Below are 22957 nucleotides of genomic sequence, written 5' to 3' on the forward strand. Positions count from 1 at the left end.
GAACAGTCCAGGTACTCTTGAAGCATGGTATCGCGCACCGCTGTCATGACACTGCCCATCGCCGCCGCTCTGGCCCTCGCGGGCTGTTCGGGAGCCGATGCGGGAACGGCCGAATCGACCCCGTCGGCCGAACAGACCACTGCCGCTCAGGCGAGCCCGACGGACTCTGAGACCGCATCGTCCGAAGCCTCCGAGGAGGCCACCGGTCAGGATCCCAACGCTTCGAGCGACGTGAAGGATCTGCCTGACTACGTCAAGCCGTATCCCGATTCGGAGGTGCTCTCGGCGTCGATCGTCAAGGCCCACAACGACAAGGACGAGAAGAAGCCCGAGCAGGTCAGCCTCGTCGTCCGCGCGAAGGCCGAGGCCAAGGACGTCTTCGAGTACTACGACACAGAACTCGGCAAGGCCGACTTCGAAACCTTCGGCGATGAGGTGAAGACGAAGAGCGGCAGCGTGCAGAACTTCAAGCACAAGGACAATGACAGCGTCCTCGTCGTCACCGTGGCCGAGGACTCCTCCGATAAGTCGCAGTCGATCGTCACCGTCGGCGGAAACATCGTTCCATGACGGATGACACTTCGATGACGCCGGGTGAGAACTCGGCGCCGGCTTCGACCGACCTGCCCGGGCTCGTGGAGGACCTCGACTCCGCTGAGACCGTCTCCGCCGCCGTCTCGGCACAGCTCGAGTCGTTCCTGGCAGAGAAGGCCGCCGAGTTCGAGTCCGTCTCCCCCGATGCCGATGCCATCGGCGAAGCGCTCATCGCGTTCACCCGCGGCGGCAAACGCATCCGCCCCGTCCTCCTGTGGTGGGGTTTCCAGCTCGCCGGCGGAGATACTTCGAATGCCGACACCGAGGTGGTCACAGGTTTGGCGCAGGCCGCCGGGTCGCTCGAGCTGCTGCACGCGGCCGCGCTCATCCACGACGACCTCATCGACAACTCGGACACACGTCGCGGCCACCCCTCGCTCCACAGGCAGTTCGAGGCCCGGCACGCAGAGTCCGGTTTGCACGGCGACGGAGCGTCCTTCGGCGTGTCCACCTCGATCGTCATCGGCGATATCTGTCTGGCGCTGAGCGAGGAGCTGTTCGAGCGTTCGCAGGACGTCTTGGGCCACACCCGCCTGGCTCGCGAGCTGCGGGCGACCATCCGCCGCGATGTCATGGTCGGTCAGTACCTCGATGTCCTCGCCGAGGTGATCCCCCTCGATGACGAGCGGATCGCCGAGCGTGCGTGGGAGGTCCTGAGCTTCAAGTCAGCGAAGTATTCGGTCGAGCAGCCCCTGCTCCTCGGTGCGGCTCTGGCCGGCGCCGGTGAGGGTCTGCTCGCTGAGGTCTCGGACTTCGGGCTGCCGCTGGGGCAGGCGTTCCAGCTGCGCGACGATGTGCTCGGCATCGCCGGTGACCCTCAAGCAACGGGCAAACCGGCAGGTGATGACATCAGAGAGGGCAAGCGGACGGTGCTCATCGCCGAGACCGCGGCGCGGATCTCGCCTGACCAGTTCGCTGTCCTCGCGGCACGACTGGGCGATCCGGACCTCTCCGATGCGCACGTGGCCGAATGCGTGGACATGATCACAGCTTCGGGCGGCTTGGACGCCGTCGAAGGGTTCATCGCCGAAAAGCACGCGAAGGCCGCCGCGGTCGTCGAATCCTGGGCCGGTGCTTCGACCCCGGCTGGTGGCGCGGCGGGTGCCGCGGCGGGTGCCGCGGCGAGTGTGCGCATCGGCACTGCCGCCCGTGACCGCCTCAAGAAGTTCGCACGGGCTCTGAGCTACCGCACGAGCTGATCAGACTTCAGCCTCTGGACACGACGCCCCAGAGCGCGAGGGCTCAGAACCCGAGCACCTCGGTACGTGGGGCCTCTGAACGCAAGCCCCTCAGCAAGCGAGCGGCTCAGAACGCGAGGGCCTGAGCGCGACGGCGCACTTCCTTGCGATTGCCTGCGCGGAGCAGATCGATGGGGCGACCGGGCAGCGAATCGTCGGGGGTGAAGAGCCACACGATGGCCTGCTCGTCGTCGAAACCGGCATCGGAGAGCGTGTTGAGCGTGCCCTTGAGCGGTTTGACGACTTCGCCGTCGACGAAGAAGGCCAGCGGCACCTGCAGCACCTTCGGCTTCCCGATCTTGATTCCGCAGATCGCGCCGTCTTCGAGCAGACGCCGCACCTGGGAGATGCCGAGTCCGGTGAGTTCTGCGATATCGGGCAGCGGGGCCCAGTCCTGGACGAGTTCTTCGGTATTCACGCCTCCAAGGGTAGCAATATTCGACAGAAACACCCCGCCATGCGCAGTCGAATGCTCGGGTCGGAGGCGGCCACTCGTTAGGCTGGTGACCGTAGCTTCCCCACTCAACAGTCAATAGGTGACAGATGACACGACCGCGACGGCATCGGCAGATGCCCATCACCGCTGCTCCTGACATCCGTGCCGCCTCGAAGGTGAATTCGACCGGTCCGATCCCAGGAGCCGACCGCGTCGACCCCGAAACCGAAACCCCCGCCGAGGCGGTCCCCTCCACCCCCGAAAACGAATCCCCGGCCGACGCCGAGTCGCACCCTGCCGACGCCGAGTCGCATTCCACCGACTCCGAGTCCACGTCCGACGACGCCAAGTCCACGTCCACGTCCACGTCCGACGATGACGCAAGGGCCGCCTCGGCGAGTTCGACCCCATCGACCGGCCCCCAGTGGATCTCGGGCACGGCCGGCGCGACAGTGCCGGTCACTCACGGCGGACGCACCTACAAATGCAAGCAGGGCGACACCCTCTACGGGGTGGCGAGCAAGCACGGCGTCTCGGTGCCGGCACTGGCCGAACTCAACCGCATCTCCCCGCGGCAGAACCTCCACCAGGGGCAGGTGCTGTCCCTGCCGGAGAAGAACGATCTGCCCGACGAGGACCCCTCGCACGTCGTCGCCCCAGGTGAGACCCTGCAGGGCATCGCGGCCCGGCACGGCATCTCACCGGCGACCCTGCGCCGGGCCAACGCCATGGGCGATGACTCGTTCCTCAAGGTCGGCGAACTGCTTCTGCTGCGGCCCTCGACGGCACGCCCACGTCGCACCGCACCCGAACCGCCCGGCGACATCCCCCGCGTCGCGGCCGGTGCGCAGATCGAAGGCATCCGCCCCTCCGTGCTGCAGGCGGCGCGACTGAACAAGTACACCCTGCTGCACCGGCGGCATCCGGCCCCGGCGCAGGCGAAGCTCATCATCGCCACGATCGCCGAGGAGCTCGGCGCCGATCCCGCGCTCATGCAGGCCGTCGCCGCTCAGGAATCGGGTTTCCAACACACGACCGTCTCGGCCGGCAATGCCATCGGCATCATGCAGGTCACCCCGCGTTCGGGACGGTGGGCATCCGACATCGTCGGACGCGGCCTCGACCTGCTCGACATCGAAGACAACATCGTCGCCGGCACCGTCATCCTCGGCTGGCTCATCGAGACCGCCGAGTCCGAGAACGAGGCCCTGGCCGGCTACTACCAGGATCTGCGCTCGGTCCGAGCCGACGGACTGCTCGCGGAGACGAAGGCCTTCGTGCGCTCCGTGCAGGTTCAGCGCCAGAGAATGCAGGAGGCCCTGTGACCGCACGCCGAGATCCCCTCATCGGCACGGTCCTCAACGACCGTTACCGCATCGATGCCAAGGTAGCGCGCGGCGGCATGGCGATGGTCTACCGCGGCACCGATCTGCGTCTCGATCGGGAGATCGCGATCAAGGTCATGCACGAACATCTCATCTCGGATGAGACGTTCGTCGAACGCTTCCGCCGCGAGGCCATCAATGCCGGCCGGCTCACGCACCCGAATCTCGTGGCCATCCACGATCAGGCCCGCGACGGTGACATCGTCTACCTCGTCATGGAGTACCTGCCGTCGGTGACGCTGCGCCGTGAGCTCAAGCACCGCGGCACGTTCACTCCCAGGCAGGCGATCGTCGTCCTCGATGCGGTCCTCGCCGCCCTCGAGGCCGTGCATTCGACGGGCATCATCCACCGCGACCTCAAACCCGACAATGTCCTGCTGGGCACCGACGGTCAGGTCAAGCTCGCGGACTTCGGTCTGGCTCGTGCGGTGACGACGGCGACGACGACGAAGACGCTCATCGGAACGGTGGGCTATGTCGCCCCCGAGCTCGTCACCCGTGCCGGTGCCGATGCCCGCACTGACCTGTACACGGTCGGCATCATGTTCTACGAGATGCTCACCGGTGCCCAGCCGTACACCGACGATGTGCCGATTCAGGTCGCCTACCGTCACGTCCACGACACGGTGCCTCCCCCGTCGGAGGTCGTTGCGCGTCTGAGCCCCCGTCTGGACGCGATCGTGCTGTGGGCGACGTCGAAGGACCCGGAGGATCGTCCCGCCGATGCCGCGGAGTTCCGTCTGGCACTGGCGGAGGCGCGCGCGGAGATGAGTGAGGCCGAGCTCGACCTCGGCGATCCGGAGATCGCCGCCGGCGAACACTCCCCCGTGCTCACCGCCAGCATCGACCTCGGCGAAGAAGTGCCGAAGGAGAAGCGCTCCCGCACCGACGAGATCCCGTATCTCGAGGATGACGAGGAGGACGACACCGGCGCCGAGGCGGCCGCCGCGACCGCTGACGCCGACGTTTCCGACGCTGATGATTCCAACGCGCATGACTCTGGTGCTGATTCCGATGCCGATACCGACAACAAGGACTCCCGCACCGGGTCGCCGGCAGCCGCCAGCGCAGGTGTCGCGGCCGCAGCCGCCGGCATCGGCGGAGTCACCGCCGCGGTGACGTCCGACGATGAGGAATCGACACGCGATTCCGCGGACACCGACGATGACTCGGACGGGGCGAAGCGCGACTCCGCCACGGATGACGAATCCGACTCTGCCGACAAGGCCGTGGTCGCGGCCTCTGCGGGCAGCGGTTCTTCCGGAACCTCTTCCGCGGCAGCCGCCTCGACGGGGGTCTCCCCTGCACGTCGTCGCCGTCGTCGTGTGCTCACTGGACTCGTCGCCATGGCCGCGGTTCTCGCGCTCGTGGCGTGGCTGGTCATCGCCAACCTGCCCGAACCGACATCGATCGTGCCCGGTCAGCTGGCCGGCAAACAGGTCGAGGAAGTCACCTCCCAACTGGAGGACAGCGAGCTGAAGGCCGAGCCGAAGGAAGTCTTCGACGACACCGTGCCTGCGGGAGTCGTCATCGGCACCGAGCCCGTCAGCGGCTCGGAACTCGCCCCGGATTCGACCGTCACGGTCGTCGTGTCCAAGGGTGAGGAGAAGTTCGCGGTGCCCAAGTTGGAGGGACTGAGCCGCTCGGACGCCGAGGAGGCTCTGAAGAAGGCGCACCTCGCCGTCGGCAAGGTCGATGAGAAGTACAGCGATTCGGTCGCTGATGATGCTGTCATCTCGGCGTCGCAGAAGCCCGGGAAGAAGCTGTCCGAGGGCGAGAAGATCGACCTCGTCGTCTCCAAGGGCGTCGCCCCGATTCCTGTACCCAATGTCGAGGGGCTGACCTTCGATGCCGCCTACGCGACCCTGGCCAAGCGCGGCTTCCGCGTCGGCAAGGACGAGAAGTTCTCCGACGACGTTCCCAAGGGCAAGGTCATCTCGCAGTTCCCGAAGAGCACCGAGGCGAAGCCCGCGAACTCGCTCATCATCGTCCGCGTCTCCAAGGGCAAGGAGAAGAAGGAAGAGCCCAAGGACGACAAGAAGGATGAGAAGAAGAAGGACGAGAAGTCCAAGGACGACGAGAAGAAGGACGACGAGAAGGACTAGCTCAGACGCGTCCGTTCCTCTCTCAGTCGCGTCTGTCCCTCTGAATCTCGATTGTGGATCGGGTTCACAACGTCTCCAGCAGAACGCCGGTGGCCCCGCAGTCGAACTGCGGGGCCACCGGCGTCTTCTCGCTGTGCTGCTGCTTCGGGTCAGTGCCTGCGCGTGAGGTATTCGGCGACCTGGAAGGCCATCTCGAGTGACTGATCGTGGTTGAGGCGAGGGTCGACGAGCGTCTCGTAGCGTCGACGCAGACCTTCGTCGTCGATCTCCGTGGCCCCGCCCATGATCTCGGTGACGTCGTCACCGGTGAGCTCGATGTGCAGTCCGCCGGGGATCGTCCCGGCATCGCGGTGAGCGTTGAAGAAGCCTTCGACTTCGGCCATGACGTCTTCGAAGCGACGAGTCTTGTATCCCGTGTTCGAGGTGATCGTGTTCCCGTGCATCGGATCGCAGACCCAGGTCACATGCGGCAGCCGATCACCGATTCCGGCGAGCAGGGCGGGCAGCGATTCGCCGATCTTGCCGGCACCCATGCGGGTGACGAAGGTCAGACGGCCGGGCTCTGCGTCGGGGTCGAGCTTTTCGGCCAGGGCCAGAGCATCGTCCGCCGTCGCCGTGGGTCCGAGTTTGACGCCGATGGGGTTGCGGACCTTGGACAGGAAGTCGACGTGGGCTCCGTCGACCTCGCGAGTGCGTTCACCGATCCACAGGAAGTGCCCGGACACGTCGTAGGCTTCGCCGGTGCGTGAGTCGATGCGGGTCAGCGCACGTTCGTACTCGAGCAGGAGCGCCTCGTGGGCGGCGTAGAACTCGGTGGTCTTGAGCGCATCGAAGTCGGCTCCGCAGGCATCCATGAACCGGATGGCGCGGTCGATCTCGGCAGCCGTCTGCTCGTAGCGCTGGTACCCAGGGTTCGACGCAAGGAATCCGCGGTTCCAGTCGTGGACGAAACGCAGATCGGCGAATCCGCCCTGGGTGAAGGCGCGGATGAGATTGAGCGTGGACGCGGACACGTGGTACGCCTTGAGCAGGCGCTCCGGGTCGTGGCGGCGGGACTCCTCGGTGAACTCGTAGCCGTTGACGATGTCGCCGCGGAACGACGGCAGGGTGACTCCGTCGCGGGTCTCCATGTCAGCGGAACGGGGTTTGGCGAACTGGCCGGCCATGCGGCCGATCTTCACCACGGGCATGGACCCGCCGTAAGTGAGCACGGCAGCCATCTGCAGCACCGTCTGCACGCGGGCGCGGATCTTGTCTGCCTGGGCACCGTCGAAGGACTCGGCGCAGTCGCCTCCGGCAAGGACGAAGGCCTCCCCGCGGGACGCGGCGGCGATGCGCTGCTTGAGCACATCGGCTTCGCCGGCGAAGACCAGCGGCGGGGAGCTCCGGAGGTCGGTGAGCACCTCATCGAGCGCGGCACTGTCGAGATAGGTCGGCTGCTGCTTCGGATCCATGTCGCGCCAGTCATCGAGACCGCGCAGGTTGTCGTTGCCGGCAGCGCCGATTTCTCTGTTGGACAGGACCGGGTCGGTGTGGAGACTCAATGTTTCACTTTCATGGGTTTTCGGTACCGGTTTCGAAGTCCTCTGCCGAGACGTTGTCGAGGAAGTCCCTGAACTGGGCGACTTCCTCTTCGTCGGCTGCGGGTGCTTCGATTCCGGATTCTTCAAGCAGTTGTGATTCGACGTAGACGGGGCAGTCGGCGGTCAATGCCAGCGTCACCGCGTCGGAGGGACGAGCGGAGATCGATTTTCCATCGTTCGTGTGCAGTTCCGCCAGGAAGATCTGCCCGTCCTTGCCGGTGATCGTGACGTCTGACAGCTCGGCGTCGTACTTGGACAGCACGTCGAGCAGCAGAGCATGCGCCATCGGACGCGGCGGGGTCAGACCCCGCTGCGCGATCGACAGGGCATTCGCCTCGATCGCTCCGACCCAGATCGGCAGATAGTAGGCGGGTTCGGTGGCTTTGAGCAGGAGGATCGGTTGGTTGGCGGGCATTTCGATGCGCACGCCGACAACCTCAACTTCAACTTTTGACATTATCCTCCGGTCAGGAGCGCGGACGCTGCTGGAAGATCATTCGGAACTTGCCGATCTGCACATCGGCCCCGTTCTGCAGTTCGATGGAATCGATGAGCTGTCGGCCCACATACGTGCCGTTGAGCGAACCGGTGTCCCGCAGCGTGAAGCCGCTGGGCGTGCGGATGAACTCGGCATGCTTGCGTGAGACGGTGACGTCATCGAGGAAGATGTCGGCGTTCGGGCTGCGTCCCACTGTCACCACGTCGGTGTCGAGGAGGATCTGCGATCCCGAGTCCGGACCCGATACGACGACGAGGAGAGCATCGGCATCCTGCAGACCCTCGAGGTCCGGAACCGGGTGGATCTCACCGGTGTGCGGATCGAGGATTCCCTGGAACTGCTGGCTGCCCGAATCGTTCATCTGCTCGTAGTGGCCCCCACCGGGAGCGCCCTGCGGCTGACCTGACTGCGGCTGGCCCGACTGGGGCTGCCCGAAGTTGCCCTGCTGGCCCTGGCCGCCCTGCTGCTGGTTGGGGTCGAACTGTCCGTTCTGACCGGCTCCGTTGTAGCTGTGCTGCGGACCGCCCTGGCTGCCCTGCGGCTGAACGGACTGCGGCTGACCGTAGCCCTGCTGCGGATAGCCCTGCTGCGGGTACTGGTTCTGCGGAGGCTGATACTGCGGCTGACCCTGGCTGCCCTGCCCGCTGTTCCCGTAGGCCTGGTTGGCCGGCTGGGATCCGCCGTACTGCTGAGCGCTGCCGTAGTTCTGGCCTGCCTGCGGAGTGCCTCCGTAGTTCTGACCTGCTTGCGGGGTTCCTCCGAAGTTCTGACCATTGGAGTACTGCTGGCCGCCCTGAGGCGTGCCTCCGTACTGCTGACCATTGGGGGCCTGCTGACCATTGCCAGCCTGCTGACCGTTGCCGTACTGCGGTGCCTGCGGGGCGCCGTCTGCCGGCTGCTGTCCGAACGGAGGAGTATTTCGCTGACCGTTCTGGTCGATCTGCTGGTTCACACGGGTCTCCGAATCGTCACCGTTGCCGGCACCGAAGGGGAACTTCTTCGACTGAGGCACCTGGCCGTTGTCGTACCAGGGCTGCGAGGGGGCTGGTCGGTTCTGATCGTTATTCTGCGACATTACGCCTCCTCGCTCTGAATGAGCTCTTTGTACTGCTCGTTGTCCATCAGCGATTCGACCTGCTCAGGTTCGCTGAGTTCAACAAGATACATCCACCCGTCTTCGAAGGGGGACGAATTGACGGTTTCGGGTGAGTCGTCGAGCGACTCGTTGATCTCGGTGACGGTCCCGGAGACGGGTGCGATGAGATCGGAGACGCTCTTCGTGCTCTCGACTTCGCCACAGGATTCACCGGCCGTGACCGTATCACCGACGGCAGGCAGATCGACATAGACGACGTCACCCAGCTGGTCCTGTGCGAAATCAGTGATACCCACACGGACAACCGCATTGTCTTCCGTGGTCGCAATCCACTCATGGTCGCGCGAGTACCGCAAAGACACTGGATAATCCAGATCTGCCATGTCGACTCCTCTAGTTTGTCGGTGTACCAAGCATAGCCGCCTGGCCCACTTTCATAACAATCACGAAACGGAAATGTTACCGAGTCACCGAAACCGGCGCCGGCGAGCCCCGCTTCTTCGGTATCCACCTGGGATGATACCTGCTTTTCGATGGTCACGGAACGTGGTTTTGGCAGTTGACCGGTGATCGGTATAAGCTAGTTCTCGTTGCCCACGAGGGAGTACGGTAACGGGCTATGGCGCAGCTTGGTAGCGCGCTTCACTGGGGGTGAAGAGGTCGTGGGTTCAAATCCCGCTAGCCCGACACACTGGGAGCCCCTCCCACTTGCAGAAGATGTGTCGCGACATTGTCCAGACGATGACGCGGCACATTTTTCATTTCCCGGCTGACGCATTCCCGCTCGACGCGTCCCTCAGGGTCGCCCGGATTCGGGTACGTCGAGTCTGGGGGCGAAGACGACGGTGAGCACTCCGACGAGGATGAGCAGTCCCATCCCCCAGCGCAGCCCAGCGCCTGCGGCGATGAGGCCGACCAGCGGACTCGTGCCCAAGAAGCCCACGCGCATCAGCCAGTTCACGAGGGTCACTCCCCCGGCCTGTCCGATCCCGGGCAGCCTCGCCGCCGCTCCGAGGGCACCGGGTACGAGCGTCGCCGATCCGTAGCCGAGCAGTCCCAGACCGATGAGCAGCACGACCGGCTCCTGGGCGAACACCGCGCCGATCCCTCCGACGGCGATGAGACTGCCGCCGATCCGCGCGATCCGCCCCGCACCGAACCGTGACACGAGCACGTCCCCGCTGAAGCGGCCGAGGCACTGGCTGCCGATGACGACGCTGAAGGCGATCCCTGCCGAGGCGGCCGGAACGTTCGCGAAGTCCACCGCTGCCAGCCCCGCCCAGTTGTTCGCGATGTCCTCGACCGCGGCACCGCAGACCGCGACGATCGCCAATGGCAGCGCCGCGAACAGGACTGTGCGCTTCGACCGACCGAACCGTGACGCCTGCGCCGGGGCAGCCTCATCCCTCACCGCTTCACTCGCCGATCCGTGCGCATCCGAGTCGGTCATTCGCCGAGGCGCTGCGACGTCGCCGATGAGCCGGCGACCGCTGAGCGTGAGAATCACTGCGATGACCGCGATGATCACCAGCCACACGCGCATGTCCGCTCCCGAGCTCGCAGCCGCTGTAGCGGCAGCGCCGCTGAGCAGCCCGCCGAGGCTCCACAGCGCGTGCATCGACGACAGTATCGTGCGGTTGAGGTTGTCCTGCACGGCGATGCCGACGACGTTCTGGGCGACATCGACGATCGCATCACAGCAGCCCAGCAGCAGGAGGCAGACGGCCATCATGACTCCGTTGACCGACCACGCTGTCGCGGCAGCGGCCGCCCCGAGCAGCACGGTGCCGACGATGACGACCCGGTGAGCTCCGAAGCGTGCGATGAACACCGCCGGCAGCGCCGAGGACAGCAGTGATCCCGCCGCGTAGCAGGCGACGACGAGTCCGAACTGCCAAGAGGCCAGCCCCAGCCGCTCGACGAGGAGCGGGTACCACGGCAGGAGTGCGGCGAAGACGGCCCCGTTGCCTGCGAAGTAGAGGCCGACCCCGGCGCCTGCGCGCGGACCGTCTCCGCCGAACCTCATGATCCGGAAGACACCTTCGCCGCTCGCAGGTCACGTCCGGCCTGCCCGAGGATGAGCAGTCCGAGCAGCATCCCGAGCAGCATCCACCAGATGCCGTCGGTCATGAAGATGAGCACCATTGCGGCGAGGATCGGCACCAGGCGGCGCAGCGACCACCAGACGTAGCCGCCGAAGCTCGGCATTGCGACGTTCGCTGAGTCGGCCACCGATTTGACCATGAAGTTCGGACCGTTGCCGATGTAGGTGATGGCTCCGCCCATGACCGCACCGAGCGAGACTGCGATGAGCAGGGTCTCGGCGACCCCGGCCACACGCGGTTCGCCGGGAACCTGGGCGGCCATCTCGAAGAAGGTGACATAGGTCGGTGCATTGTCGAGCACGGAGGACAGTCCGCCGGTGAAGACGAACAGCGAGATCTCGTTCAGCGGGATCTTGTGGGCCACCTGGCTGAGGTACTGCAGCGCAGGCATCATCGTGAGGAAGATGCCGATGAAGAGCGCGCCGACTTCGAGGATCGGCGCCCACGTGAACTTGTTGAGGTTGAACCTGGCACCCCGGTCGCCGACGAGGAACGAGGTGATCGCGGAGGCGAGCATGACGACCTCCCGCCACGGCACATAGTCGGAGAATGCTGCGTGGCCGGTTTCGATGGCGTGGATGTCGACGGAGGGGATGAAGGCGACGGCGATGATGATGATCGCCAGGAAGACCAGGCCGCTGGCTCCGCGCAGCCCCAGCTTCGTCACGTACTCGGCGTCCTTCTCCAGGGCTTCGGCCGGTTCCTTTGCGTACATCTTCGAGTCGAGGGCGAAGTAGCTGATGAGCAGCAGGGCGTTGACGAACAGCCAGTACGGCCACAGTCCGAAGGTCCATTCGAAGGGCACTCCGCGCAGCATGCCGAGGAACAGAGGCGGATCGCCCAACGGCGTGAGCAGACCGCCGCAGTTCGCGACGATGAAGATCGTGTAGATGACGGTGTGGGTTCGGAACTTCCGGTCCTGGTTCGTATTGAGGATCGGCCGGATGAGCAGCATCGCCGCACCCGTGGTGCCGATGAAGGACGCGAGCACACCGCCGACGGCTAAGAAGATCGTATTGTTCCTCGGTGTGGCCTTGATGTCGCCGACGAGGAAGATGCCGCCCGAGGCGACGAAAAGGCTGCCGATGAGGACGATGAACTGGAAGTATTCGAGCAGCGCGTGGATGACGGTGGACGCTTCTCCGCTCGCGAGGAACCAGACCGCGATCGGCACGCCGAGGACGAGCGCGACGATGAGTTTGACGAGATTGCGATCCCAGATCTTCTCCGTGGCCGGGATCAGCGGGAGCACCGCGATGCACCCGAGAAGCAGAACGAACGGAATGATGCTCCACCAGGCCACGACCATTCGCGGACCCCTCCTTCACTGACTGTCGACGAGCGCTCTCGTCCTGTCGACGCTGACAGTCCACCACTCTAATGAATGATGGGATGAGTTCCGCCATCGGCTTGCCACCTGGACGAAAAGCTCCCGAACGGCAGCCTCACTGAGGAGGACCCGCCGACCGAGTCTTCCCCAGCCGAGTCCTCCCTGACGAAGACCTCGCCGAGGCGGTCCTGCGGCTCAGGCTCCGGTCGACTAGCTCAGGCTCAGGTCGACCACCTCAGGCGCCGGTCGACTCCGCGTTCGAGCGGGACTCGGCGGCCGCCTCGGCGGGTTCGGCGGGTTTCCTCAGACCGATGATCAGACCCACGACCGCCACGGCGAAGCACACTGCGAGCCCGATGGTCAGTCCGGGGGCCCGCTGGTACCCGGCGGCCAGAGCCTTGAATCCGATGAGGCCGACGGTCGAATAGATCGTCGCCCACATCGCGCCGCCGACGGCGAGCGCCGGGAGGTACCGGCGATAGCTCATGCCCGTGGTGCCGGCGGCGAGGTTGAGCACGGTCTGGACGCCGATCATCAGGAAGCTCACGGCGATCACGGGTGCCCCGAAGCGTTCGATCATGCCTTCGGCTCTGCGATACTTCGGTCCCGACATGATCCGGTCGACGCGTTCGATCCTGCGCATGCCGGAGCGTGCGAGACGGCCGAGCAGGAACGTGCCGCCGGCGCGGGCGATGATGATTCCGTACATGATCAGCCAGGTGACGGCGAGCGGGAACGACCATTCGAGAGGGTTCATCGGGGCCCGTTCCTCCTTCTCGGCAGCGACTGATCGGCTCCGCCCATCATACCCCGGATAAGTTAGGTTTACCTCACAAACTCAGTGGTGGAGACCGATCTCACTCTCCGAGGCGACCGGCCCTGCCCGTTGACTACTCACCGAGGCGGCCTGCCCGTCGGCCACTCACCGAGGCGGCCCGCCCCCATCGCCGTCCACCGCTCAGGCCCGCCCCGCCGGTCGACCGCTCACCGCTCAGACCCGTTCGCCCTCGAGATAGACCGCAGTGACCCGGTTCTCGATTCCGCGGACATCGGCCGTGCGCAGGTCGCCGTCGATGATGACGAGATCGGCCAGCTCACCGGTCCCGAGGCGTCCCACCCGGTCATCGTCGAGCACTCGTGCCGCCACCGAGGTGCCGGCGGCGAGCGCGTCGACGGTCGTGAGCCCTACCTCGGCGAGCAGGCTGATCTCTTCGAGGTTCTGCCCGTGCGGGCCGACTCCCGCGTCGGTGCCCAGCGCGATCGGCACCCCTGCGGCGTGGGCGCGGGCGATCGAGTTCTGGTGGTCGTCGACGACACGGTGGGCCTTGTCGACGACGGAGGCGGGCAGACTCGCTCCCGCCTCGGCGGCCTTGATGACCGCCTGCGGGGCCTGGAGCGTCGGGACGAGGCAGGTGCCGTGTTCGAGCATGAGGTCGATGGCTTCGTCATCGAGATAGATTCCGTGCTCGATCGAGCGGACGCCTGCGCGCACCGCATTCTTGATTCCCGGTGCGCCCTGCGCATGGGACATGACATGGGCACCTTGGGCGGCCGCCTCGGCGACGATGACGGCGATCTCGGCCTCGGTGAACTGGGAGTGACGAGGATCGTCGCGCGGGGACAGCACTCCCCCGGTGGAGCAGATCTTGATGTGGTCGGCACCGGCCCGCAGCAGTTCGCGGGTCGTACTCTGCACACCCTCGAGCCCGTCGGCCACGCCGGAGGGGCGCCCGGGGTGGGGAGCGAGGAACGGCGATTCGGCACCGGAGACGAGGTGGAAGTCTCCGTGGCCGCCGGTCTGGGACATGATGTTGACCGCGATCGACAGTCTGGGCCCGCGCACCACTCCGGTCTCGACTGCGACCTTCGCGCCGAGGTCGGTGCCGCCGGCGTCGCGGACGGAGGTCACCCCGCCCTTGAGCGTGGCCTCCATGTTGGCCACGGACTGATAGAACTGGAGCGAGAACGGGTCGTGGAAGTTCGACGTCGATGCCGCCCCCGAGCTCGTCAGGTGGACGTGGCAATCGATGATGCCGGGAATGATCGTCCGGCCGGTGCAGTCGACGAACTCGTCACCGGCGTCGTGCGATCCCTGCCCTCCCTCCGTCACCGAGGCGACTCGTCCTCCGTCGATGACGACGTCGCGGGTGCCGGGCAGGAAACGGGTTCCGTCGAAGACGGTGGCATGGGTCAGGACTGTGGACATGGGGCGGACTCCTCATCATTGACGGTCGACTGCTGGCCGCGACTCCGAAGAGGGAAGTCCCCTGAGTGGGAAGTCCCCTGTGAGGGAATCGGACCAACCCCTCACATCTATCACGGACGGGCACATCTGTGACGGACGGCGCATCTGTGATGGGCGGGCGCATCTTTCACGGACGACCACAACTATCACGGTTGGCGCATCTATGACGGACTGTGCCGCGGTGACGTTGATCAGCCGCAGACCGAGGCTAAGATCGATCTCGGCGACCGGACCCGCGCTGCAGCTCGCGCCCCGACATGTGTTCACGTCCGCGACACCTTCTTCGGCTATGGTCACCGGCGATGCCGGTCGGCCCGGCCACAGTCAGCTCCCGATCGACCCGGAAGACACGTGAGAGAATACGCACCGCAGTTCCCGTCCCCCTCGCGGCCCCGTGAGGACCGCACACTCATCGACGTCCTCCTCGAGTCGGCGAGCGCGCATCCCGACCAGCCGGCGCTCGACGACGGCACGCGGGTGCTCAGCTACGCAGAGCTCATCAGCGCCATCCGCGATCTCGCACTTGAGATGGCCGAAGCCGGCATCGGTCCCGGTGACAAGGTCGGCATCCGTGTCCCCTCGGGTTCGGTGGACCTGTACCTGGCGATCCTGGCCACACTGATGCTCGGCGCGGCGTACGTTCCCGTCGACGTCGACGATCCCGATGAGCGGGCGCGCACCGTATTCGCCGAGGCGGCCGTGACCGGAGTCATCACCGCTGAGAGACGCATCGAATCCCGCACCGAACGCGGACCGTTGGAGCGGTCCGAGCTGCGTTCCCCCACACCTGATGACGACTGCTGGGTGATCTTCACCTCCGGTTCGACGGGCACCCCGAAGGGTGTGGCAGTGACCCATCGTTCGGCGGCGGCCTTCGTCGATGCCGAGGCGGCCCTGTTCTGCCAGGAGGAGCCGCTGGGACCGGGTGACCGCGTGCTCGCCGGACTGTCCGTAGCCTTCGACGCCAGCTGCGAGGAGATGTGGCTGGCGTGGCGCCACGGGGCGTGCCTCGTCCCGGCCCCGCGGGCCCTGGTGAAGTCCGGGATGGATCTGGGCCCGTGGCTGTCGTCGCGACAGATCACCGTCGTCTCGACAGTGCCGACCCTTGCGGCGCTGTGGCCGGCCGAGAGCCTCGACAATGTGCGTCTGCTCATCTTCGGAGGCGAGGCCTGCCCGCCGGAGCTCGGCCGCAGGCTCAGCGACGACGACCGTGAAGTGTGGAACACCTACGGCCCTACCGAAGCGACCGTCGTCGCGTGTGCTGCCATGCTCGACGGCAGCGAACCCGTCCGCATCGGCCTGCCGCTCAAAGGGTGGACTCTGGCCGTCGTCGACGCCGAGGGCGTACCCGTCGCCGCAGGCGAGACAGGTGAGCTCATCATCGGCGGAGTCGGTTTGGCCCGCTACCTCGATGCTGCCAAGGACGCAGAGAAGTTCGCTCCCATGCCCAGCCTCGGCTGGGAACGGGCGTACCGGTCCGGCGACCTCGTCATCAACGACCCGGCCGGACTAATCTTCGTCGGCCGGGCCGATGAGCAGATCAAGCTCGGCGGCAGACGCATCGAACTCGGAGAGATCGATGCCGCCCTGCAGGCCCTGCCCGGTGTCGAAGGCGCCGCCGCCGCGGTGAAGAAGACCGCGGCCGGAACGGATGTCCTCATCGGCTACCTGGCCCCCGGCTCCGGATACGGCGAGGCCGAGCTTCCCGGCTGGGAGTCGACGCTGCGCGAGGGGCTGCCGGCCGCGCTCGTGCCGCGCCTGGCTCTCGTCGAGGACCTGCCCACGAAGACCTCCGGCAAGGTCGACCGCAATGCTCTGCCGTGGCCGCTCGACGACGGTGCCGAGACGTCCTCATCCGACGAGGTCTTCGATGAGGACACCGAATGGGTCGGGCAGCAGTGGACCGCGGTCCTCGGCACCCGACCGGGCAGCGATACCGACTTCTTCACCGCCGGCGGCGGCTCCCTGGCTGCGGCTCAGCTCGTCTCCCGACTGCGCACCCGCCACCCCAGCGTCACCGTCGGCGACATCTACGCCCATCCGCGCTTCGGCGCCCTGGCCAGGCTCTGCCTCGGCGAGGAGGGCTCCGGGATCGGACCGACCGGACCCAAGCGCACGATCACACGGACATCTCGGGGGATGCAGGCTTTCCAGGTTCTGCTCGGGATCCCGGTGCACATCCTCGGCGGGGTCCGGTGGGTCGTTCTCGCAATGCTGGCGGCCAATATCGGCGTCGGCCTGGGCGCGGACCTGCCGTTGACCCCATGGCCGGTCGTGCTCGTCCTCTTCCTCGTCTTCGTCACCGCGTGGGGGCGGATGCTCATCTCGGCAGCCGCCGCACGGCTGCTCATGATCGGCATCCGGCCAGGTGTCTATCCGCGCTCAGGGTGGGTGCACAAACGGCTGTGGCTGGCCGAGCACATCGCGGACCTCGCTGCGGCGGTCTCGGTGGCGAGCGCACCGTGGGTGACCTGGTACGCGAAGCTGTTGGGCAACCGGATCGGTGCCGATGCCGATCTGCATTCGGTGCCTCCGGTGACCGGATTCCTCACCCTCGGCGACGGGGCGGCGGTCGAGCCCGAGGTCGATCTCAAGGGCTGGTGGGTCGACGGAGATCTGCTGCGCATCGGTCGCATCGATATCAGTCGCAATGCCACGATCGGTGCCCGGTCGACGCTCATGCCCGGCGCCGAGGTGGGGGCTGGGGCCCTCGTCGAAGCCGGCTCCGCGGTGACCGGTCGGGTGCGGAAGAACCAGATCTATTCGGGTTCGCCGGCCGTGCGTGTGGGGAAGGCGAAGAAGTCCTGGCCGGATCCCCCGCCGCGGCGGAGTCTGCCGTTCCTGTTCTATGCCGTCGGGTCCCAGATCAATGCGCTGCTGCCGTATCTCGCGGTGGTGCCTGGTGTCGCGCTCATGCTCGCGGTCTCCGGGATCGAGGTCGTGGAGTCTCCGTGGCTGTTGGTCGCGTGGTCACCGGTGGTGACGTGCCTGTGGTTCCTCACCACGGCGCTGCTCGTCCTCGTCTCGGTGCGGATCCTGGCGATCGGCATGGAGGAGGGCGAGTTCCCCGTCCGTTCGGCTCGCGGATACCGGGTGTGGGCGACGGAGCGTCTGCTCGATATGTCCCGGGATCTGCTGTTCCCCCTCTACGCGTCGATGCTCACCCCGTGGTGGCTGCGCCTCCTCGGTGCCAAGGTGGGGCCGGGCACGGAGATCTCGACCGTCGTGTTCGTGCCGAAGATGACGACGATCGCGGCGGGAGCTTTCCTCGCCGATGACACCATGGTCGCCAGCTATGAGCTCGGCCACGGGTGGATGCGGGCCGGGCGTGCGAAGGTCGGCAAACGGGCCTTCCTCGGCAACTCGGGAATCGCCTCACCCGGGCGTCGGGTGCCGAAGAACGCCCTGGTCGCAGTGCTCTCGGCAGCTCCGGCGAAGGCGAAGAAGGGCTCGTCGTGGCTCGGCTCTCCCCCGGTGCAGCTGCGACGCTCGGCTGTGGAGTCCGATGAGTCGCTCACCTATGCCCCGACCTTCGGGGTCAAAGCTGCGCGCGCTTTCTGGGAGACGCTGCGGATCTCGTCGATCATCGCCGGTGGTGTGCTCATCACCGCAGTGATCCTCACCATCTGGTTCTTCCTCGGACTGCCGGGAGGGGTGGCTGCGGAGGCGACGGGGTTCGTCGCGTCGGTCGCTCTGGCCCTGGCCACCTCGGGGATCGTGATGATGGCCGCCGGTGCTGTGGCGGCGGGAATGGCGGTGGCCGCGAAATGGGTCCTCGCCGGTCCCATCCGTGCCGGGGAGCATCCGCTGTGGTCGTCGTTCATCTGGCGCAACGAGGTGGCCGACTGCTTCGTCGAACTCGTCGCCGCCCCGTGGTTCGCGCGCAACGCCGTGGGCACCCCTGCGATCGTGTGGTATCTGCGGGCGATGGGGGCGAAGATCGGACACGGTGTGTGGTGTGAGAGCTACTGGCTGCCGGAGGCCGACCTCGTGCGGCTCGGAGACAACTCGACGATCAACCGCGGCTGTGTGGTGCAGACTCACCTGTTCCACGACAGAGTGATGAGCCTCGACACGGTCGAACTCGATCCCGGTGCCACGCTGGGTCCCAACAGCGTCATCCTGCCGGCGTCCACGCTGGGCGAGAACGCCACCGTGGGTGCCACCTCGCTGGTCATGCGCGGAGAGTTCGTGCCGGCCCATGCCTACTTCAGCGGCAATCCTGTCATACCCTGGGTGGATGCCCCGGAACTCCCCTCACTCAGCGAAGAAGACCACGACGACGAAGGCCGAGACGAGCCAGGCCGCGACGGACACGGCCGCGACGACGAAGGGCGCGACGACGTCCGGTCGGAGCGATCACATGCCTGATTCCTATACTCCGGGGGTCGGCAGCGCGGATCTGCACATCGACCACTACGATCTCGACCTCGATTACCGGATCGGCCCGAATCGGCTCTCGGCCAGGGCGGTGCTCACCGGTCGAGTGCTCACGGACACGACGTCGATCGTCCTCGACCTCACGGGTCTGCGGGTGACCAAGGCCAGCGTCAACGGCAGGAAGGTCCGGTATTCCGCCCGTGGGAAGAAGCTGCGGCTGACGACTCCCTCGCTCAAACGAGACCAGCCTGTCGTCATCGACATCAGCTATACGGGCAATCCGGAGCCGGCGATCGGGACATGGGGCGACATCGGCTGGGAAGAGCTCGAAGACGGTGTGCTCGTGGCCGGTCAGCCCGTCGGCGCATCGACCTGGTTCCCGTGCAATGACCATCCGTCGAACAAGGCGCAGTACCGGATCAGGGTGCTCGTCGAATCCGAGTACACGGTGGTGTCCAATGGGAGCCTGACGAAGAAGACTCGCAAGGCCGGGCGCACCCAATGGACGTACGAGTCGACGACTCCCCTGGCGACCTACCTGGCGACGGTGCAGATCGGGCGGTACAAGTACGGTGAGATTCCGCTGAGCTCCGGAGCGACGGGGTTCGGCGCCTCGATGATCGGCGCAGCGAAGGATGCTGCCGCCGGTTCGGCCAGGGACGCCCTGTCGAGTGCCGTCAGAGGGGTGACCGGTGCCGCCGGCAGGGACGCGACAGTTGAGAACGCGTCGGGCAAGAACGCTTCTGCCAAGGCCGAGCCGGTCCACGACGCGAGCGGCAGACGCACCACGCACAGCCGGACGGAATCTCCCGTTCCCCTCGGTGTCTATGCCGACGATCATTGGGACGTGGCGGTGGAGCGCCTCGGCGTCCAGCACGGGATGATGAACCTGTTCATCGACCGCTTCGGCCCGTACCCCTTCGAGGTCTATGACGTGGTCGTGACCGATGATGTGCTCGAGATCCCGCTGGAGTCGCAGCCTCTGTCCGTGCTCGGCCCCAATCATCTGGGCGCTGAGTGGGAGGCCGAGCGCCTCGTCGCCCATGAGATGGCCCACCAGTGGTTCGGGAACTCGCTGACACCCTCGCGGTGGAGGGACATCTGGCTCAACGAAGGCTTCGCATGCTACGCGGAGTGGCTGTGGTCGGAGGAGTCCGGTCGGGCGACCGCGCACGAACGTGCACAGGAATGGTGGGAGAAGCTGTCCGCGCAGCCGCAGGACATCCTGCTCGGCGATCCCGGCGGGCCGGACATGTTCGACGACCGGGTGTACAAGCGCGGGGCACTGTGCCTGCACGCGCTGCGCCGGGAATTGGGCGATGCGGACTTCTTCACGGCGGTCGGCGAGTGGACGAAGCGGTACCGCCATTCATCGGTGAGCACCGAGGAGTTCATCGACTGCGTCTCGGAGGTGTCCGGACGCGACATCGCCGAGGTGGTCCGTCCGTGGCTCGGCGAACTCGAGCTCCCGGAATTCCAAGAACTCCCGTAACTCCCATCAGGGAATTCAGCTTCCTTAACGGAATTCAACTTCCTCACCGGAGCTCCCGCACGCCCGGAGGTACCCTCCCTGGTGTGCGGGACTTCCGGAAACTCCGCAGCAGGTCGGGGCTGTCTCAGCCGAGCCGGCGGACGAGCACGTCGGAGTCGCCGTTGCGTCCGACGGACACGAAGCCGTGGTCGGCGTAGAGCTTCGCCGCCCCGTTGCCGTCCTCGACGGAGAGGCTCACGGCTGGGAAGCCGCTCATCCGTGCCAGCGCACATACCGTGTCGACGAGTGCTCCGCCGATCCCCTGCCCCTGATGGTCGGGCAGTACGGCGATCGAGAGTTCGGGGATGTCGGCGGCGACCCAGCCGTACCCGGTGAATGGCGCGCGATCGTCAATCGGCGACAGATCGGGGGCACCGCTGGTGTCCGAGCCCTCGGTGCCTGATCCGTCGATGTCTGATCCGTCGGGCTTCGAATCGTCGGCCTTCGATTCGTCGGTGTCTGAGGTGTTTGAGGAGTCTGCGTCGTCGGTGCCGGCGTCCGCGGCCTGACCCTCAGCCACGGTCTGACCTTCATCCGCAGCCTGCCCCTCGGACGCAGCCTTCTGCTCGGGCACAACCTCACTGCGGACCACCTCGGTGCCGGATTTCTCCAGCGCCGCGGCGAAATCACCGCTCACCCTGTCATCGGACCTGCCGACGACGTCGTCGATGTCGGCCAGTCGCACCCAGGCGAGCCCGATGATCGGCGATTCGGGGTCAGCTTCGGCATGGGCGGCCACGGCGATGTCGCCGTTGCGTCCCCAATCGCGGTAGTAGAAGGCGGCGTCGCTGCGGTATTTCAGATCCTCGATCTCGATGCGCGGCTTGTCCATGGACCAGTTGAAGCACAGATCGAGGAAGGGCAGGAAGGTCTCGTCTGGGGTCTCAGCCGGCAGCGGACGGATCCGTCCGCGCAGGGAGGAAGACCCCGCCTCGGCGGGGGTTGCCTGCGAATCATTCGCGACGTTCTTCTCAGCGGTCATGAGATTCCTTTCTCGACTGCGCGATCGATCCACGCACGGTTGCGGACTCGCCAGCCCAAGGTCAGGGCGCGGAAACTGACGAATCCGATGCAGAATGCGGCCCACAGTCCCGGCGCTCCCGGCCACATCTGGGCGACCGGGACGAGCAGGATCGCATAACCGATCACAGCGACCAATTGTGCCAGAGCGAGGTATCGCGCGTCCTCAGCTCCCATGAGCACTCCGTCGAGGACGAAGACGTAGCCGGCGATCGGCAGGCTCACCGCGAGCACCGGCAGGAGCGCGGTCAGTGCGCTCAGCACCTCGGGGTCGGTGGAGAAGGCCCGCGGGATGATTCCGGACCCGGCGAAGAGGATGATGCCGACGACGATCCCGAACACGATCCCCCACAGGCACAGGCGTCTGTTGATCGCGGCGACCGCCTCGGTGTTCTTCGCCCCCAGTTCGAGTCCGATCATCGCCTGACCTGCGATGGCAAGCGAATCGAGGGCAAGCGCGAGCGCGAAGAAGATGCTTTGGGCAACTTGGATCGCGGCGAGTTCGGTGGTGCCCATCGACGTGGCGATGAAGACGAGGATGATGAGTGCGGCGCGCAGTGATATGTTGCGCACCAGCAGCCAGCCGGAGGTCTTCGCCGACGAGAAGACGCCCGACCAGTCGGGGCGGACGCTGGCGTGGAGGCGTTTGGCGGCGCGGACGGAGATGATGATGTAGATGGTGCACATGCCTGCCTGCGCGATGACAGTGCCCATCGCCGAGCCGGCCACTCCCATATCGAGTCCGTAGATGAAGAGGGCATTGAGGCCGATGTTCGCGATGCATCCGGCGGCGGCGACGATCAGCGGAGTCTTCGTGTCCTGGAGTCCGCGCAGGAGCCCGGTGGCCGCGATGACGGTGAGCATGAACGGCAGTCCCCACCACGAGATCGCCAGATACGAATAAGCACCGGCGGCGATCTCCGGTTCGGGTCCGAATGCCGCGATCGCGGTATTCAGCAGCGGCAGTCCGATGATGATGAGCAGCACCGAGGTGCACAGTGCGAGCCAGATCCCGTCGAACCCGGCCGTGATCGCTCCCGCGCGGTCACCCGATCCCATCCGCTTCGCGACGCGCGGGGTCGTGGCATAGGCGAGGAAGATCATCAGTCCCAGAACCGTCTGCAGGATCGTCGACGCGATCGCCAGCGATCCCAGAGCACCCGCACCGAGGTGGCCGACCATAGCCGTGTCCGTGAGCAGGAAGATGGGTTCGGCGATCAGTGCTCCGAGCGCGGGGAGTGCTAAACGGAGAATGTCCTTGTCGATCGCTGCCACAGAACGATTCTAACGAACAGGACGGACGCGAGCGGTGCCGTGCCTGGTGGGGCGGGTGGTGGGGTGGGTGGCGGGGTTCGAGGCGGAGTGCACGGTGGGGCGTCGCGAATCTCGTGTCAGTGGCGAAAGATACGG

General features: G+C 66.1%; 17 protein-coding genes and 1 tRNA gene. 7 read left to right on the forward strand and 11 right to left on the reverse strand.

From position 1 onward, the window contains the following. The first annotated feature begins 24 nt into the window (after positions 1-24). The gene (locus L1F31_RS10970) at positions 25-570 is read left to right on the forward strand and encodes a hypothetical protein (RefSeq protein WP_265417333.1); all 546 of its coding nucleotides are present in this window, start codon (positions 25-27) and stop codon (positions 568-570) included. Beyond that, entirely contained in the window at positions 567-1793 is a 1227-nt protein-coding gene (locus L1F31_RS10975) for a polyprenyl synthetase family protein (protein ID WP_265417334.1), read from the forward strand. Before L1F31_RS10970 ends, L1F31_RS10975 begins: the two co-directional genes overlap by 4 nt. 106 nt (positions 1794-1899) lie before the next feature. Here L1F31_RS10975 and L1F31_RS10980 read toward each other — a convergent pair whose 3' ends face one another. Then, positions 1900-2250: an Rv2175c family DNA-binding protein gene (locus tag L1F31_RS10980; RefSeq protein WP_265417335.1), complete on the reverse strand. Its 351-nt coding sequence runs from the start codon at positions 2248-2250 to the stop codon at positions 1900-1902. Positions 2251-2375: 125 nt separating this feature from the next. Here L1F31_RS10980 and L1F31_RS10985 point away from each other — a divergent pair, with 125 nt between their 5' ends. Both L1F31_RS10985 and L1F31_RS10990 read left to right on the forward strand, forming a co-directional pair. After that, the gene (locus tag L1F31_RS10985) at positions 2376-3593 is read left to right on the forward strand and encodes a lytic transglycosylase (protein ID WP_265417336.1); all 1218 of its coding nucleotides are present in this window, start codon (positions 2376-2378) and stop codon (positions 3591-3593) included. Continuing rightward, a complete protein-coding gene (locus tag L1F31_RS10990; protein ID WP_265417337.1) occupies positions 3590-5758 on the forward strand; it encodes a protein kinase domain-containing protein in 2169 nt (722 codons plus the stop codon). The genes L1F31_RS10985 and L1F31_RS10990 overlap by 4 nt, the downstream gene beginning before the upstream one ends. 149 nt (positions 5759-5907) lie before the next feature. Here L1F31_RS10990 and L1F31_RS10995 read toward each other — a convergent pair whose 3' ends face one another. From L1F31_RS10995 to gcvH, 4 genes are read right to left on the reverse strand one after another with little or no spacing between them, the layout of a single operon-like run. Continuing rightward, a complete protein-coding gene (locus tag L1F31_RS10995; protein WP_265417338.1) occupies positions 5908-7302 on the reverse strand; it encodes a class II 3-deoxy-7-phosphoheptulonate synthase in 1395 nt (464 codons plus the stop codon). A 10-nt stretch (positions 7303-7312) separates the two neighbouring features. Further along, positions 7313-7798 carry a bifunctional nuclease family protein gene (locus L1F31_RS11000; protein ID WP_265417339.1) on the reverse strand — a complete coding sequence of 162 codons (486 nt, stop codon included), beginning with the start codon at positions 7796-7798 and terminating at the stop codon, positions 7313-7315. Between the two features lie 10 nt (positions 7799-7808). After that, complete coding sequence (locus L1F31_RS19000) at positions 7809-8915, reverse strand: FHA domain-containing protein (RefSeq protein WP_346732460.1); 1107 nt, start codon at positions 8913-8915, stop codon at positions 7809-7811. Further along, positions 8915-9319: a glycine cleavage system protein GcvH gene (gene gcvH, locus L1F31_RS11010; RefSeq protein WP_265417340.1), complete on the reverse strand. Its 405-nt coding sequence runs from the start codon at positions 9317-9319 to the stop codon at positions 8915-8917. The genes L1F31_RS19000 and gcvH overlap by 1 nt, the downstream gene beginning before the upstream one ends. 230 nt (positions 9320-9549) lie before the next feature. On the opposite strand from gcvH, the gene L1F31_RS11015 reads away from it, so the two are divergent. Continuing rightward, positions 9550-9623 (forward strand) — tRNA-Pro (locus L1F31_RS11015). A gap of 109 nt (positions 9624-9732) precedes the next feature. Here L1F31_RS11015 and L1F31_RS11020 read toward each other — a convergent pair. The 4 genes from L1F31_RS11020 to L1F31_RS11035 all read right to left on the reverse strand — a co-directional run bounded on the left by L1F31_RS11020 (position 9733) and on the right by L1F31_RS11035 (position 14577). After that, positions 9733-10962, reverse strand: coding sequence for an MFS transporter (locus L1F31_RS11020; RefSeq protein WP_265417341.1), 1230 nt, complete (start codon positions 10960-10962; stop codon positions 9733-9735). Beyond that, positions 10959-12350, reverse strand: a complete 1392-nt coding sequence (locus tag L1F31_RS11025; protein WP_265417342.1) for a sodium:proton antiporter — start codon at positions 12348-12350, stop codon at positions 10959-10961. The genes L1F31_RS11020 and L1F31_RS11025 overlap by 4 nt, the downstream gene beginning before the upstream one ends. Before the next feature lie 256 nt (positions 12351-12606). Beyond that, positions 12607-13128: a DedA family protein gene (locus tag L1F31_RS11030; RefSeq protein WP_265417343.1), complete on the reverse strand. Its 522-nt coding sequence runs from the start codon at positions 13126-13128 to the stop codon at positions 12607-12609. Between the two features lie 234 nt (positions 13129-13362). Beyond that, the gene (locus tag L1F31_RS11035) at positions 13363-14577 is read right to left on the reverse strand and encodes a metal-dependent hydrolase family protein (RefSeq protein WP_265417344.1); all 1215 of its coding nucleotides are present in this window, start codon (positions 14575-14577) and stop codon (positions 13363-13365) included. A 390-nt stretch (positions 14578-14967) separates the two neighbouring features. Between L1F31_RS11035 and L1F31_RS11040 the strand changes: the two genes are divergently transcribed. Further along, a complete protein-coding gene (locus L1F31_RS11040; protein ID WP_265417345.1) occupies positions 14968-18987 on the forward strand; it encodes a Pls/PosA family non-ribosomal peptide synthetase in 4020 nt (1339 codons plus the stop codon). Continuing rightward, complete coding sequence (locus L1F31_RS11045) at positions 18980-20488, forward strand: M1 family metallopeptidase (protein ID WP_265420429.1); 1509 nt, start codon at positions 18980-18982, stop codon at positions 20486-20488. Before L1F31_RS11040 ends, L1F31_RS11045 begins: the two co-directional genes overlap by 8 nt. 124 nt (positions 20489-20612) lie before the next feature. Here L1F31_RS11045 and L1F31_RS11050 read toward each other — a convergent pair whose 3' ends face one another. Beyond that, positions 20613-21509, reverse strand: a complete 897-nt coding sequence (locus tag L1F31_RS11050) for a GNAT family N-acetyltransferase (RefSeq protein ID WP_265417346.1) — start codon at positions 21507-21509, stop codon at positions 20613-20615. Further along, complete coding sequence (locus L1F31_RS11055) at positions 21506-22822, reverse strand: MATE family efflux transporter (RefSeq protein ID WP_265417347.1); 1317 nt, start codon at positions 22820-22822, stop codon at positions 21506-21508. Before L1F31_RS11055 ends, L1F31_RS11050 begins: the two co-directional genes overlap by 4 nt. Between the last annotated feature and the right edge of the window lie 135 nt (positions 22823-22957).

This window comes from Brevibacterium spongiae (assembly GCF_026168515.1).
GTDB lineage: Bacteria > Actinomycetota > Actinomycetes > Actinomycetales > Brevibacteriaceae > Brevibacterium > Brevibacterium spongiae.

Bases quoted from the DNA above. Each gene is read 5' to 3' on its own strand.
- L1F31_RS11045 (WP_265420429.1), top strand. From the start codon at position 18,980: ATGCCTGATTCCTATACTCCGGGGGTCGGCAGCGCGGATCTGCACATC.
- L1F31_RS11020 (WP_265417341.1), bottom strand. From the start codon at position 10,962: ATGAGGTTCGGCGGAGACGGTCCGCGCGCAGGCGCCGGGGTCGGCCTC.
- L1F31_RS11035 (WP_265417344.1), bottom strand. From the start codon at position 14,577: ATGTCCACAGTCCTGACCCATGCCACCGTCTTCGACGGAACCCGTTTC.
- L1F31_RS11025 (WP_265417342.1), bottom strand. From the start codon at position 12,350: ATGGTCGTGGCCTGGTGGAGCATCATTCCGTTCGTTCTGCTTCTCGGG.
- L1F31_RS11000 (WP_265417339.1), bottom strand. From the start codon at position 7,798: ATGTCAAAAGTTGAAGTTGAGGTTGTCGGCGTGCGCATCGAAATGCCC.
- L1F31_RS10970 (WP_265417333.1), top strand. From the start codon at position 25: ATGGTATCGCGCACCGCTGTCATGACACTGCCCATCGCCGCCGCTCTG.
- L1F31_RS11050 (WP_265417346.1), bottom strand. From the start codon at position 21,509: ATGACCGCTGAGAAGAACGTCGCGAATGATTCGCAGGCAACCCCCGCC.
- L1F31_RS10975 (WP_265417334.1), top strand. From the start codon at position 567: ATGACGGATGACACTTCGATGACGCCGGGTGAGAACTCGGCGCCGGCT.
- L1F31_RS19000 (WP_346732460.1), bottom strand. From the start codon at position 8,915: ATGTCGCAGAATAACGATCAGAACCGACCAGCCCCCTCGCAGCCCTGG.
- L1F31_RS10985 (WP_265417336.1), top strand. From the start codon at position 2,376: ATGACACGACCGCGACGGCATCGGCAGATGCCCATCACCGCTGCTCCT.
- L1F31_RS11030 (WP_265417343.1), bottom strand. From the start codon at position 13,128: ATGAACCCTCTCGAATGGTCGTTCCCGCTCGCCGTCACCTGGCTGATC.
- gcvH (WP_265417340.1), bottom strand. From the start codon at position 9,319: ATGGCAGATCTGGATTATCCAGTGTCTTTGCGGTACTCGCGCGACCAT.